The sequence below is a fragment of the Streptomyces sp. TG1A-60 genome (assembly GCF_037201975.1).
Lineage (GTDB): Bacteria > Actinomycetota > Actinomycetes > Streptomycetales > Streptomycetaceae > Streptomyces.
In genome coordinates this window covers 6,082,355-6,096,429 of record NZ_CP147520.1, presented here as the reverse complement: position 1 = coordinate 6,096,429, position 14,075 = coordinate 6,082,355, and the positions used below count along the sequence as shown (strand labels likewise).

The window sequence follows — 14,075 nt, the reverse complement described above, 5'->3', positions numbered from 1 at the left end:
CGTCCGTTCGGCCACCGAAACTCAACCGGAAGCGAGATTCCACCACCGTGACTGCTCTCACTCTCAGTACCGCCGCCGCGTCGGGCCTCCGTGCCGACGCGATCGTGGTCGGTGTCGCGAAGGGCCCTGCATCCCGGTCCGGGGACCTGGTCGTAGCGCCGGGTGCCGAGGCCGTGGACAAGGCGTACGACGGCAAGCTGGCCGGTCTCCTGGGGACCCTCGGCGCCTCGGGCGCGGAGGGCGAGGTCACGAAGCTGCCCGCGCCGTCCGGCTTCAAGGCGCCGCTCGTCGTGGCGGTGGGCCTGGGATCGGAGCCCGGGAAGGACGGCTCGTTCGGCGCTGAGGCGCTGCGCCGCGCGGCCGGTGCCGCGGCCCGTGCGCTGGCCGGTACGAAGAAGGCCGCGTTCGCGCTGCCCGTCGCGGACGCCGCCGCCGTGAGCGCCGTCGCCGAGGGCGCGCTCCTCGGCGCGTACGCCTTCGACGCGTACAAGGAGAACACCAGGGACCCGAAGGCGAAGAACGGCAAGGCGCCGCTCGCCGAGGTCGCCCTGCTCGGCGCCAAGCCCCGCGACCGCGCCCACAAGGCCGCCGCCGAGCGCGCCATCGCGGTGGCCGAGGAGCTGAACCGCGCCCGCGACCTCATCAACACCCCGCCGAACGACCTGGACCCGGAGGCCTTCGCCGCCGTCGCGCAGACCGCGGCCAAGGAGCACGGCATCAAGGTGACCGTCCTCGACGAGAAGGCGCTCGCCAAGGGCGGCTACGGCGGCATCCTCGGCGTCGGCGCGGGCTCCGCGGCCACGCCCCGTCTGGTGCGGCTGTCGTACACCAGCTCCAAGGCGAAGAAGCACCTGGCGTTCGTCGGCAAGGGCATCACGTACGACTCGGGCGGTATCTCGCTCAAGCCGGCGGGTCACAACGAGACGATGAAGTGCGACATGAGCGGTGCCGCCGCCGTGTTCGCCGCGGTCGTCGCAGCCGCGCGCCTGAAGCTGGAGGTCGACGTCACGGGCTGGCTCGCCCTCGCCGAGAACATGCCCTCCGGCTCCGCCACCCGCCCGGGGGACGTGCTGCGCATGTACAGCGGCAGGACGGTGGAGGTGCTCAACACCGACGCGGAGGGCCGGCTGGTGCTGGCCGACGCGCTCGCCAAGGCGTCCGAGGACAAGCCGGACGCGATCGTCGACGTGGCGACGCTGACGGGGGCGATGATGCTGGCGCTGGGCAACCGGACGTTCGGGATCATGGCCAACGACGACGCGTTCCGCACGGCGGTGCACGAGGCCGCCGAGGAGTCCGGCGAGCCGGCGTGGCCGATGCCGCTGCCGGAGCACCTGCGCAAGGGGATGGACTCCCCGATCGCCGACATCGCGAACATGGGTGAGCGGTACGGGGGCGGGCTGGTCGCCGGGCTGTTCCTGAAGGAGTTCGTCGGCGAGGGGATCACCTGGGCGCACCTGGACATCGCGGGGCCGGCGTTCAACGAGGGGGGTCCCTTCGGATACACGCCGAAGGGCGGGACGGGGACCGCCGTCCGGACTCTGGTGCGGCTGGCCGAGCGGGCGGCCTCCGGCGACCTGGGCTGAGGCCGCGTCCAGTGGCCCGGTCCGTCCTGGTACGGGGCGACCGCGGGCCGTGTGCGGCTGATCGCGCAGTTCCCCGCGCCCCTTTCGGGGCGCGGGGTTTCCTGTGCGACGTCTCACACAGCAGCCCGGCGTCTCGTTCCCCGTCGACAAGTGCGAAGATGGGCTCGGCAGGACAGGGCCCCACCACAGGGCCGAAGAAGAGCGGCCGGACACCCAGCCGCCGCCCGGTCATGGACGACCGGCGTACGGCGCACATGCATGGAGGACGTGACGTGGCGAACGACGCCAGCACCGTTTTCGACCTAGTGATCCTCGGCGGTGGTAGCGGTGGTTACGCCGCGGCCCTGCGCGCCTCTCAGCTGGGCCTGGACGTCGCCCTGATCGAGAAGGGCAAGATGGGCGGCACCTGCCTGCACAACGGCTGCATTCCCACCAAGGCCCTGCTGCACGCCGGTGAGATCGCCGACCAGGCCCGCGAGAGCGAGCAGTTCGGTGTCAAGGCCACCTTCGAGGGCATCGACATCGCCGCCGTCCACAAGTACAAGGACGATGTGGTCAACGGCCTGTTCAAGGGCCTGACGGGGCTGCTCTCCTCGCGCAAGGTGACCATCATCGAAGGCGAGGGCCGCCTCTCGTCGCCCACCTCGGTGGACGTCAACGGACAGCGCGTCCAGGGCCGCCACGTGCTCCTCGCGACCGGCTCCGTGCCGAAGTCGCTGCCGGGCCTGGACATCGACGGCAACCGCATCATCTCCTCGGACCACGCGCTGAAGCTGGACCGCGTCCCGCAGTCCGCGATCGTGCTGGGCGGCGGTGTCATCGGCGTCGAGTTCGCCTCCGCGTGGAAGTCCTTCGGCACCGACGTGACGGTCATCGAGGGCCTCAAGCACCTCGTCCCGGTCGAGGACGAGAACAGCTCCAAGCTTCTTGAGCGCGCCTTCCGCAAGCGCGGCATCAAGTTCAACCTCGGCACCTTCTTCGAGAAGGCCGAGTACACGCAGGACGGCGTCCGCGTGACCCTCGCCGACGGCAAGACCTTCGAGGCCGAGGTCCTCCTGGTCGCCATCGGCCGCGGTCCGGTCTCCGCCGGTCTCGGCTACGAGGAGCAGGGCGTCGCGATGGACCGCGGCTTCGTCCTCGTCGACGAGTACATGCGCACGAACGTGCCGACCGTCTCGGCCGTCGGTGACCTGGTCCCGACGCTCCAGCTCGCGCATGTCGGCTTCGCCGAGGGCATCCTGGTGGCAGAGCGCCTTGCCGGTCTGAAGACCGTTCCGATCGACTACGACGGCGTGCCGCGCGTGACGTACTGCCATCCCGAGGTCGCCTCCGTGGGGATCACCGAGGCCAAGGCCAAGGAGATCTACGGCGCGGACAAGGTCGTCGCTCTGAAGTACAACCTCGCGGGCAACGGCAAGAGCAAGATCCTCAAGACCGCGGGCGAGATCAAGCTCGTCCAGGTCAAGGACGGTGCCGTGGTCGGCGTCCACATGGTCGGCGACCGCATGGGCGAGCAGGTCGGCGAAGCCCAGCTGATCTACAACTGGGAGGCGCTGCCCGCCGAGGTCGCGCAGCTCGTCCACGCCCACCCGACCCAGAACGAGGCGATGGGCGAGGCCCACCTGGCCCTGGCCGGCAAGCCGCTGCACTCGCACGACTGACCCTCGGTCGACCAAGCGACGATCCAGACTTCCGCAATCGTTAAGGAGCAACCGAAACCATGGCGGTTTCCGTAACCCTTCCGGCGCTCGGCGAGAGCGTCACCGAGGGCACCGTCACCCGCTGGCTGAAGGCCGAGGGTGAGCGCGTAGAGGCCGACGAGCCGCTGCTCGAAGTGTCGACCGACAAGGTCGACACCGAGATCCCCTCCCCCGCCGCCGGTGTCCTCGCGTCCATCAAGGTCGCCGAGGACGAGACCGTGGAGGTCGGCGCCGAGCTGGCCGTCATCGACGACGGCACGGGCGCGCCCGCCGCCGCCCCGGCCGCCGAGCCCGAGCCCGAGCAGGCCGCCGAGCCCGAGCAGGCCGCGCAGGCCGAGCCCTCCACCGAGCAGGCCGCGCCCGCTCCGGCCCCGACCGCCGAGGCCTCCGCCGGCGGTGGCTCCGCCGAGGGCACCGACGTGGTCCTCCCGGCGCTCGGCGAGTCCGTCACCGAGGGCACCGTCACCCGCTGGCTGAAGGAGGTCGGCGACTCCGTCGAGGCCGACGAGCCGCTGCTGGAGGTCTCCACGGACAAGGTCGACACCGAGATCCCGGCGCCCACCTCCGGTGTGCTCCTGGAGATCGTGGTCGGCGAGGACGAGACGGCGGAGGTCGGCGCGAAGCTGGCCGTCATCGGCGCCCCGGGTGCCGCTCCGGCGGCTGCCCCGGCCCCGGCCGCCCCGGCTCCGGAGCCCGCCGCCGAGGCACCGGCCCCGGCTGCTCCCGCGCCCGCCGCCCCGGCCCCCGCGCCGGCCGCCCCCGCCACGCCGGCCCCGGCGCCCGCCGCCGAGACACCGGCTCCCTCGCCCGCCCCGGCCACCCCGGCTCCGGCCGCGACCGCCGGAGGGCCCGCTGCCGCGAAGGCCACGGACGAGGGCGCGTACGTCACCCCGCTGGTGCGCAAGCTCGCCGCCGAGAACGGTGTCGACCTCGCCTCCGTCAAGGGCACCGGCGTCGGCGGTCGGATCCGCAAGCAGGACGTCATCGCCGCCGCCGAGGCCGCCAAGGCCGCTGCCGCCGCTCCGGCACCGGCCGCCGCCGGGGGCCCTGCCCCCGCCGGGAAGGCCCCGAAGCTGGAGGCCTCCCCGCTGCGCGGCCAGACCGTCAAGATGACCCGCATCCGCAAGGTCATCGGCGACAACATGGTCAAGGCCCTGCACGAGCAGGCCCAGCTGTCCTCGGTGGTCGAGGTGGACATCACCCGCCTGATGAAGCTCCGCGCGCAGGCGAAGGACTCCTTCGCGGCCCGCGAGGGCGTCAAGCTCTCCCCGATGCCGTTCTTCGTGAAGGCGGCGGCCCAGGCGCTGAAGGCCCACCCGGTCATCAACGCCCGGATCAACGAGGCCGAGGGCACGATCACCTACTTCGACGCCGAGAACATCGGTATCGCGGTGGACTCCGAGAAGGGCCTGATGACCCCGGTCATCAAGGGCGCGGGCGACCTCAACATCGCCGGCATCGCCAAGGCCACCGCCGACCTGGCGGGCAAGGTCCGGGCCAACAAGATCACCCCGGACGAGCTCTCCGGCGCGACCTTCACCATCTCCAACACCGGCTCGCGCGGCGCGCTCTTCGACACGATCATCGTGCCGCCGAACCAGGTCGCGATCCTCGGCGTCGGCGCCACGGTCAAGCGCCCCGCCGTGATCGAGACGGAGGAGGGCACGGTCATCGGCGTCCGCGACATGACCTACCTCACCCTCTCCTACGACCACCGGCTGGTCGACGGCGCCGACGCGGCCCGCTACCTGTCGGCCGTCAAGGCGATCCTGGAGGCGGGCGAGTTCGAGGTCGAGCTCGGCCTGTGACGCCCCCTTGACCAGGGCCGTCTGATCGGAGCCGCCGGTCAGCGGCGTCCGGTCGCAGTACGACGGTGCCCCGTCCGGAGTTCTCCGGGCGGGGCACCGGTGCGTTCGCCGCCCTTGCGGGGAAGAGGGAACCGGCCCTGGACGGCCACGCCCGCCCGGGAGTCCGGCCGGTACGGATCTTTACAGAACGGACCTCCGTGGGGGCGTGTAAGTCTCGTCTCACCTGCGCGAAAGCGCCCCCGTGCGCCTCTCACCGGCGGGGTCGCGGCTTTATTGTCTAGAAGTCAACGCCCCTGGGGCTCTGTCCCCCGCCGAAGGAGCCCGCATGACCACCGCGCCCGTCGTCCACTCGCTGCGCGAACAGATCCGCGAGCACATCGTGGAGGGGATCGTGAGCGGGCGGTGGAAGCCGGGTGAGCGGATCGTGGAGCGGCGGATCGCGACGGAGCTGGAGGTCAGTCAGACGCCGGTGCGGGAGGCGCTGCGCGAGCTGGAGTCGCTGCGGTTGATCGAATCCGCGCCGAACAAGGGCGTCCGGGTGCGGAACCTGACCGCGGCCGACCTGGAGGAGAGCTACCCGGTGCGGGCCGGCCTGGAGGCGATCGCGGCGGAGCTGGCGGCGGAGCGGCTGGCGGAGGACTGCTCGGCGCTGGAGCCGCATGTGGCCGCGCTGTACGAGGCGGACCGCAACGCCGACGGCACGTCCCAGGTGCGGCACACCGTGGCGTTCCACCGCGAGCTGGTGCGGGCGGCCGGCAACTCGGTGCTGCTGCACACCTGGGAGGGCCTGGGCATCGAGGTCTTCACGGCCCTGTCCATCCGCTGGCTGGGCACGGTCCAGCAGTCCTACGCCGAGGAGCACGAAGAGCTGGTCGCCGCCTTCCGCCGTCGCGATCCCCGTATCGCGGACCTCGTCAAGTCCCACGTTCTGGGCTGCGCACCGCACACGGGAGACGAGCCGGCGTAACCGCGCGAGCCCTCGACAGCCGAGCGGCCCTCCGCTCAGAACGCCGTCCCACCTGCACAAACTCCGCCATGACACGGCACCCGGTGTCTCTGCCGGGGGCACCCCGTGCCGACTTTCTCGTGATCGAGAGATTTTGCTCAGGATCCTTTGATCGATCATCGATCAGCGGGTTACAGTCGCCGACGGACCACGCGGCGGCGTCACACCTCGACACCGCGGCGAGGCCTTCCGCCCTGTCCTGCCAAAGACAAGGGCAACCCCCGACCCCGTTTACCGATGAGGGAACCCCTTCGACTGAGGAAGGCGGCGCGATGACCGACCCCAACGCCATCCAGCCGAGCGCGCTCGACCAGCTCCCCGACCGTGATCCGGAGGAGACCGCCGAATGGCAGGCCTCGCTGGACGCCGTCACCAAGGCGGCCGGGCCGCACCGCGCGGCGTACCTGATGCGCCGCACCCTGGAGCGCGCGGAGGGCAACGGCATCGCGCTGCCCAAGCTCCTCGAAACGGACTACGTCAACACCATCCCCACCGCCGCCGAGCCGTCCGTGCCCGGCGACGAGGCGACGGAGCGCCGTATCACCGCCTGGAACCGCTGGAACGCCGCCGCGATGGTCACCCGCGGCAGCAAGTACGGCGTCGGCGGCCACATCGCCACCTTCGCCTCCGCCGCCTGGCTCTACGAGACGGGCTTCAACCACTTCTTCAAAGGCAAGGAAGCCGACGGCTCCGGCGACCAGCTCTACATCCAGGGCCACGCCTCCCCCGGCATCTACGCCCGCGCCTTCCTCGACGGCCGTCTGAACGAGCACCACCTCGACAACTTCCGTCGCGAGGCGGGCGGCGGCGGCCTTCCGTCGTACCCGCACCCGCGCCGCCTCCCCTGGCTCTGGGAGTTCCCGACCGTCTCCATGGGACTCGGTCCGCTCTCGGCGATCTATCAGGCCCGTTTCAACCGGTATCTCACCAGCCGCGGCATCAAGGACGTCTCCGACTCCCACGTCTGGGCGTTCCTCGGCGACGGCGAGATGGACGAGCCGGAGTCGACGGCGGCACTCGCCCTCGCCGCCCGCGAGGGTCTGGACAACCTCACCTTCGTCATCAACTGCAACCTGCAGCGCCTCGACGGCCCCGTCCGCGCCAACTTCAAGATCGTGCAGGAGCTGGAGGCGCAGTTCCGCGGCGCCGGCTGGAACGTCATCAAGACGCTCTGGGGCTCCGCCTGGGACGAGCTGTTCCGGCTCGACACCACCGGCGCGCTCGTCCGCCGACTGCGCGAGGTGCCCGACGCACAGGTCCAGACGTACCAGACCCGCGACGCCGCCTACATCCGCCAGGACTTCTTCGGCGCCGACCCCGCGCTCGTCGAGATGGCGAAGCTGCTGAGCGACGACAGGATCCTGGAGTGCTTCCACCTCTCCCGCGGTGGTCACGAGGCCCGCAAGGTCCACGCCGCGTACCGGGCCGCCGTCGAGTTCAAGGGAGCGCCGACCGTCATCCTGGCCCAGACCGTCAAGGGCTTCACCCTCGGCGAGGGCTTCGCCTCGAAGAACGCCAACCATCAGATGAAGAAGCTGACGGTGGACGAGTTCAAGAAGATGCGTGACCTGCTCGAACTGCCGATCAGGGACAGCGACTTCGTCGACGGCGTCGTGCCCTACGGCCACCCGGGCGCCGACTCCGCCGAGGTCCGCTACCTCCAGGAGCGCCGCGCCGCCCTCGGCGGCCCCGCCCCGGCCCGCCGTACGCACGCCCTCGCGCCCCTGCCGGCCCCCGCCGAGAAGGCGTTCACCTCGTTCGACAAGGGCTCCGGCTCGCAGAACGTCGCGACGACCATGGCCTTCGTACGCCTGGTCAAGGACCTGGTCCGCGACAAGCAGAGCGGCAGGCGCTGGGTGCCGATCGTGCCCGACGAGGCCCGCACCTTCGGCATGGAGTCGCTGTTCCCGTCCCTCGGGATCTACTCCCCCAAGGGCCAGACGTACGAGCCGGTCGACCGTGACCAGCTGATGTACTACAAGGAGGCCAAGGACGGCCAGATCCTCAACGAGGGGATCACCGAGGCCGGTTCGATGGCGGACTTCATCGCCGCGTCCACCGCGTACGCCACGCACGGCGAGGCGATGATCCCCTTCTACATCTTCTACTCGATGTTCGGCTGGCAGCGCACGGCCGACCAGATGTGGCAGCTCGGCGACCAGCTCGGCCGCGGCTTCCTGATCGGCGCCACCGCGGGCCGCACCACGCTGACCGGCGAGGGCCTCCAGCACGCCGACGGCCACTCCCCCGTGATCGCCGCGACCAACCCGGCCGCGATGACCTACGACCCCGCGTTCGCCTACGAGGTCGCCGCCATCGTCAAGGACGGTCTGCGCCGCATGTACGGCGAGGCGGCTCCGGGCGAGGACCAGAACGTCTTCTACTACCTGACCGTCTACAACGAGCCGCTGCCGCAGCCCGCCAAGCCGTCCGTCGCCGGCCTCGACGAGGGCATCGTCAAGGGCCTGTACCGCTTCAACACGGCGGAGTCGGCGGGCCTGACCCCGGCGGCGAACGCGCCGCGGATCCAGTTGCTCGGCTCCGGTACGGCGATCCACTGGGCGCTGAAGGCGCAGCGGCTGCTGGCCGAGGAGTGGGGGGTGGCGGCCGACGTGTGGTCGGCGACCTCGTGGAGCGAGCTGCGCCGGGACGCGCTGGAGGCCGACGAGGCGCTGCTGCGCGGCGAGGAGCGGGTGCCGTTCGTGCGCCGGGCGCTCCAGGGGGCCGAGGGCCCGGTGCTCGCGGTCTCCGACTACATGCGTCAGGTCCCGGACCAGATCGCCCAGTGGGTCGAGCAGGACTGGTCCTCGCTGGGTGCCGACGGCTTCGGTCTGTCGGACACCCGTGACGCGGCCCGCCGCCACTTCGGTGTCGACGCCGAGTCGATCGTCGTCGCGGCCCTGGCCCAGCTGGCCCGGCGCGGCGAGGTGAAGGCGGCGGCCGTGAAGGAGGCCCGCGAGCGGTACGGGCTGTGAGCCCGTGAGCCGTCGGCTCCCACGCCCGGTGCCGCTGGGCACCGGGCGCGGGAGCCGGCGTGGTTCCCGCCCGTCGGCCTACCGTCCCGGGTCCTGGACCGGTGCCTCGTCGGGCTCCGCCTGCGGGTCGGGGTGCCCGCGCAGCCGCACGATCGCCAGCACCAGACCGCCCCACACGATCAGAATCGCGATGATCATCATGATGATGGCGCCTGCGGACATCAGCGGTCCTCCCTTCCGTCGCTCGTGCCACTGCCGCTGTCGGGCCGTCCGTGCCTGCGGTGCGCCCCTTGTTCCTCGGCGGTCTCCAGGCCCAGGTCCGACAGTCCGCCCTCGGCCGCCTTCCACGGGATCAGCGAGAGCAGCACGCCGACCAGCAGCGCGCCGATCGCCACGCTCCACCCGGCGCCCAGCAGGAAGTCGGTGGAGTAGCCCTCGTAGTTCTCGTCGAACTCCGCGCGCAGACTGTCGACCATCATCCAGCCCAGAACCACCGGGGTGATGACGCCGAGGCAGATCCGCCACCAGTGGCCGAGCCGCACGGCGGAGGTGGCGTCGGCGTCCCGTTGCAGCTCGGGCAGCTTCCGCATCAGCCAGGCCACCGCGATGACGCCGACCAGCGCGGCCAGTGCGATGCCGTACTGGTTGATGAAGTGGTCGGAGGCGTCGAGGAGGTAGATGCCCTCGTTGGTCGGGAAGAGCAGGATCGAGGCGAGCGCCACGGCACCGCCGACAGCGAGGACGGCGGGAACGCGGCGCATACCGGTGCGGTCCTGCACGGCGGAGACCACCACCTGCACGATGGAGATCAGCGAGGACAGACCCGCGATCACCAACGACACGAAGAAGACGACACCGAACAGGCCTCCCATCCACATCTCGGAGATGACGGTCGGGAAGGCCACGAAGGCCAGTCCGAGGCCCGCGGTGGCCACGTCACCGACCGGCACGCCCGCGGCCTGCGCCATGAAGCCCAGCGCGGCGAACACGCCGATGCCGGCGAGGATCTCGAAGGAGCTGTTCGCGAATCCGGCGACCAGGGCGGAGCCGGTGAGGTCGGCGCGGCGCCGCAGATAGGACGCGTAGGTGACCATGATGCCGAAGCCGATCGACAGCGAGAAGAAGATCTGGCCGTAGGCGGCCACCCAGACGCTGCCGTTGGCTAGTTCGGACCAGTCGGGCGAGAAGAAGGCGTCCAGGCCCTCGGCGGCCCCGCTCAGGGTGACGGCCCGGACCACCAGAGCCACGAAGAAGATCACCAGCAGCGGGATGAAGACCTTGTTGGCCTTCTCGATGCCGCGCCGGATGCCGAACGCCAGGATGCCCAGCACCACCACCCAGACGGCGATGAGCGGCCAGAGCACCCCGGAGACGTATCCGGAGACGAAGCCGGGCGTGTCGGAGGCCTTGAGGAAGCTGCCGAAGAGGAAGCCCTCCGGATCGTCGCCCCAGGCCCGGTCGGCGGAGAAGCCGACGTAGCGCACCGCCCAGGCGATGATGACCGCGTAGTACGTGGCGATCACGAAGGAGATCGCCACCTGCCACCAGCCGATCACCTCCGCCGGGCGGGCCATCTGCCGCAGTGCGGCGGGGGGCGAGGTCCGGTATCTGCGCCCGATCGTGTACTCCATGATGAGCAGCGGGATACCGGCCGTGAGCAGGGCGATGAGGTAGGGCAGGAGGAAGGCGCCGCCGCCGTTCTCGTAGGCGACGGCCGGGAACCGCCAGATGTTGCCCAGGCCGATGGCGGAACCGATCGCCGCCAGTAGGAAGCCTGTTCGTGTGGCCCATTGTTCGCGAGGCTGATTCGCCATGTGCCTGTCCTTCTTCAGGGACGTCCCGATCGGACCGAAGAACCTCCGGAATGACGCACTTCGCTCGACGTTAACAGCGGTTCCACGGGCACCACAGGGTGCGTGCGTCCGTGCAGGTGACGCACCCGGCACAATGGCGGTCATGCGTGCCGCCCGGCTGATCAAGATGGTGCTGCTGCTCCAGTCCCGGACCTCGATGACCGCCGCCGAGCTGGCGCGGGAGCTGGAGGTGTCGGAGCGTACGGTCACGCGGGACGCGCAGGCGCTGTCCGAGGCGGGGGTGCCGGTGTACGCGGGCCGGGGGCGGGCCGGCGGCTACCGGCTGGTCGGCGGGTACCGGACCCGGCTGACGGGTCTCGCCCGCAGCGAGGCGGAGGCGCTGTTCCTGTCCGGAGTCCCGGGCGCGCTGCGCGAGATGGGCCTGGAGGGCGCCGCCTCGGCGGCCCGGCTGAAGGTGTCGGCCGCGCTGCTGCCCTCACTGCGGGACGCCTCGAGCACGGCCGCGCAGCGCTTCCACCTGGACGCGCCGAACTGGTTCCACGAGCCGAGGACGCCCGAGCTGCTGCCCGCGGTGGCGGACGCCGTGTGGGACGACCGGCGGATCACCGCGCGCTACCGGCGCGGGGAGAGCGAGGTCGTGCGGGAGCTGGAGCCGTACGGGCTCGTCCTGAAGGCGGGGGCCTGGTACCTGTGCGCGCGGGTGGCGGGGAACGGGGCCTTCCGGGTCTACCGGATCGACCGGTTCACGGCCGTGGAGGCGGGCGAGGAGGTCTTCGAACGCGACCAGGAGTTCTCCCTGCCCGCGTTGTGGGAGCAGCGGGCGGAGCAGTTCGCCCGGTCGATCCTGCGGGTCGAGGTCGTGGTGCGGCTGTCCGCGGAAGGGGTGCGCGGACTGCCGTACGCCCTGGACTCGCCGTCCGCGCGGGAGGCACTGGCCGGCGCGGGTGAACCGGACGGTGACGGGTGGGTGACGGTGACCCTGCCGGTGGAGTCCGAGGAGGTCGCGCACACCCAGCTGACGGCGCTGGGGCCGGAGGTCGAGGTGCTGGCGCCCGGCACCCTGCGGGAGCGGTTCGCCGAGGAGGCGGCACGGCTGGCGGAACTGTACCGGCCGCGGTGAATCCCGCAGTCCGGGTGCGTCGCCCGGTTCCAGGGCCGATGCTGGACCCGTGATGGACGAGACCGAGTTCTGGGACCTGGTGGACACCGCCCGCGAGGACGCCGAGGGCGACCCGGAGGAACAGGCCGACCTGCTCGTGGAGCGGCTCCTGCGGCTGGACCCCGAGTCGGTCCTGGACTTCGCCCGTCACTTCGAGGCCCGCTACAACCGCGCGTACACCTGGGAGTTGTGGGGTGCCGCCTGGGTGCTGCTCGACGGGGCCGGCGACGACACGTTCGACTTCTTCCGGTGCTGGCTGATCGGTCAGGGCCGGGAGGTCTTCGAGGGCGCGGTGCACGACCCCGACTCGCTCGCCGATCTGCTGGACGACTTCGACGAGGAGATCGACGGGGACGGCGAGGAGCTGGGCTACGCCGCGGACGAGGCGTACGAGCAGCTCACCGGCGTGGTCGCCCCCGACCTCGGCATCCCGCCCGCGCCCGCCGAACCCGAGGGCACCCCGGTCGACTTCGAGAACGAGTCCGCGCTCGCGGAACGCTGTCCGAAGCTCTGGGAGCGCTTCCGGGCCTAGGACTGCCGGCGCGGCGTCGGGGCGGCGTCGGCGCGGTTCAGGCGCGCAGCCCCCGGTGTGTGGTGCGCGGCAGGTAGGCGTACTGCTCGGTGGTGTGCGCCTGGGCGCGGTGGCGTTCCCGGTCCGGGGCCGGGTGCTCGGGGGCGGACGCCCCGTGCAGGGGTGCGGAGTTGGCGCGTTCCAGGGCGGACGCGGTGACGGCGGACGGGCCGAGCACGACCACGACGGTCGCGCAGGCCACCGTCCAGGGGCTCCGCAGGGCCGAGGACCAGGACCTCTTCGGGCTGCGAGACGTGTTCTTCGTACGACGGCTGATCATTTTCCCCACCTCCGGTCGACGTGACACGACGAAATTAGGGCGCGGATCTTGGAGAATTCTGTGAGACCCGGCGCGCTGTCTGTGAACCTCATGAGATCCGCCGCCGGCGTCACCGGCGGCCCTGGAGCCGTGCCGCCAGTTCCCTGACGGCGGGCAGGCGTTCCGCGAGGGCCGCTCCCGGGCAGCTGGTCATGTAGCCGTCGCTGTGGCCCGCGAGGGTGGGCAGCAGGGCGGTGGTGCCGGCGGCGTAGCGGCTGAGGCTGTTGCTGGAGGTGAGCCGGACGCTGCCGCGGGGGTCGGTGCCGGAGAGGCCGAGTTTCCAGGCGGCGAGGGCGGCGATCGCGTCGCTCATGACCTTCGGGACGGGGACACCGGCGGTGAAGGTGCCGAGGGCGGCGATGCCCGTGGTGCGGTGGTTGAAGCCCTGGGTGTGGGCGCCGGTGACGGGGCGGTCGACGCCGCCCGCGCGGCCCTCGTAGATGGTGCCGCAGCGGTCGACGAGGAAGTTGTAGCCGATGTCGTCCCAGTCCTTGGCGCCGGTCTGGCCCTCGTACAGGGAGCGGATGACGCGGGGCGCGTCGGCGCAGTCGTAGCCGTTCGGGGAGTCGGTGTGGTGGACGAACACCGCGGCGACCCGGTCGTCGTAGCGGGCGGGCGGCTGGCTGGGCGCGTCCTGCTCCAGCCAGCGGGCCCTCGGCACGATGGGCGGTCGGGGCGCCTGGTACGGGAGCGCGGTCCTGGCCGCCGCCGGCCGGTCCGGGCGCTGCCCCGTACGGTCCACACCGATCGCGCACAGCACCAGCGCGAGCACGGCCGCGAGACCGGGCAGACAGGCCAGCGCCAGGAGGACGGGGCGCGGCGGATTCGCGCGCTCCCGGGCCCGGCGTACGCGCTCCCGGACCGGGTCGGGGGCGCGCGGTGTCCGTGTGCGGCGGCGCCACACGCGGAGCAGCCGACATATTCGCGCCCCCCGTGACATCCCGAACGCACGCATGTCCCCAGCGTCACCCAGCCGCGCGGATACCGCGATGTGGGGTGTGCCACCCGGTGGACGGGGATGGAACCAACGTCCCGGTCCGGGACGTTTTCACGGTCCCAGGGCGGATGGAGTACGGGTGGCCGGTTCGCGTCGGCCGCCGAAGTGGCGTGCGGGCGCAACTGATCACTGCGCCCGCC

The 14,075-nt window shown here is 71.6% G+C and carries 11 protein-coding genes; 7 read left to right on the top strand and 4 right to left on the bottom strand.

Annotated elements, in window-relative coordinates; genetic code table 11:
* Positions 1-47 precede the first annotated feature (47 nt).
* The 5 genes from WBG99_RS26475 (at position 48) to aceE (ending at position 9,075) form a co-directional block, all read left to right on the top strand.
* Positions 48-1,586, top strand: coding sequence for a leucyl aminopeptidase (locus WBG99_RS26475; RefSeq protein WP_338898694.1), 1,539 nt, complete (start codon positions 48-50; stop codon positions 1,584-1,586).
* A 272-nt stretch (positions 1,587-1,858) separates the two neighbouring features.
* Positions 1,859-3,247, top strand: coding sequence for a dihydrolipoyl dehydrogenase (gene lpdA / locus WBG99_RS26470; protein WP_338898693.1), 1,389 nt, complete (start codon positions 1,859-1,861; stop codon positions 3,245-3,247).
* A gap of 59 nt (positions 3,248-3,306) precedes the next feature.
* On the top strand, positions 3,307-5,094 hold the full coding sequence (sucB, locus tag WBG99_RS26465; RefSeq protein ID WP_338898692.1) for a 2-oxoglutarate dehydrogenase, E2 component, dihydrolipoamide succinyltransferase: 1,788 nt from the start codon (positions 3,307-3,309) through the stop codon (positions 5,092-5,094).
* Between the two features lie 325 nt (positions 5,095-5,419).
* Positions 5,420-6,061 (top strand): GntR family transcriptional regulator, encoded by a 642-nt coding sequence (locus tag WBG99_RS26460; protein ID WP_338898690.1) that lies wholly within the window; start codon positions 5,420-5,422, stop codon positions 6,059-6,061.
* A 311-nt stretch (positions 6,062-6,372) separates the two neighbouring features.
* Positions 6,373-9,075, top strand: a complete 2,703-nt coding sequence (gene aceE, locus WBG99_RS26455; protein WP_338898689.1) for a pyruvate dehydrogenase (acetyl-transferring), homodimeric type — start codon at positions 6,373-6,375, stop codon at positions 9,073-9,075.
* Between the two features lie 78 nt (positions 9,076-9,153).
* On the opposite strand, the gene WBG99_RS26450 is transcribed toward aceE, so the two are convergent.
* Positions 9,154-9,297, bottom strand: coding sequence for a methionine/alanine import family NSS transporter small subunit (locus WBG99_RS26450; RefSeq protein WP_338898688.1), 144 nt, complete (start codon positions 9,295-9,297; stop codon positions 9,154-9,156).
* Positions 9,297-10,889: a sodium-dependent transporter gene (locus WBG99_RS26445; protein ID WP_338898687.1), complete on the bottom strand. Its 1,593-nt coding sequence runs from the start codon at positions 10,887-10,889 to the stop codon at positions 9,297-9,299. The genes WBG99_RS26450 and WBG99_RS26445 overlap by 1 nt, the downstream gene beginning before the upstream one ends.
* Before the next feature lie 142 nt (positions 10,890-11,031).
* Between WBG99_RS26445 and WBG99_RS26440 the strand changes: the two genes are divergently transcribed.
* Together WBG99_RS26440 and WBG99_RS26435 are read left to right on the top strand one after the other, a co-directional pair.
* Positions 11,032-12,009, top strand: coding sequence for a WYL domain-containing protein (locus WBG99_RS26440; protein ID WP_338898686.1), 978 nt, complete (start codon positions 11,032-11,034; stop codon positions 12,007-12,009).
* Between the two features lie 52 nt (positions 12,010-12,061).
* Complete coding sequence (locus WBG99_RS26435; protein WP_338900498.1) at positions 12,062-12,580, top strand: DUF4240 domain-containing protein; 519 nt, start codon at positions 12,062-12,064, stop codon at positions 12,578-12,580.
* 37 nt (positions 12,581-12,617) lie between these two features.
* On the opposite strand, the gene WBG99_RS26430 is transcribed toward WBG99_RS26435, so the two are convergent.
* Complete coding sequence (locus WBG99_RS26430) at positions 12,618-12,899, bottom strand: hypothetical protein (protein ID WP_338898685.1); 282 nt, start codon at positions 12,897-12,899, stop codon at positions 12,618-12,620.
* Between the two features lie 109 nt (positions 12,900-13,008).
* Positions 13,009-13,743: a peptidoglycan recognition protein gene (locus WBG99_RS26425; protein ID WP_338900497.1), complete on the bottom strand. Its 735-nt coding sequence runs from the start codon at positions 13,741-13,743 to the stop codon at positions 13,009-13,011.
* Between the last annotated feature and the right edge of the window lie 332 nt (positions 13,744-14,075).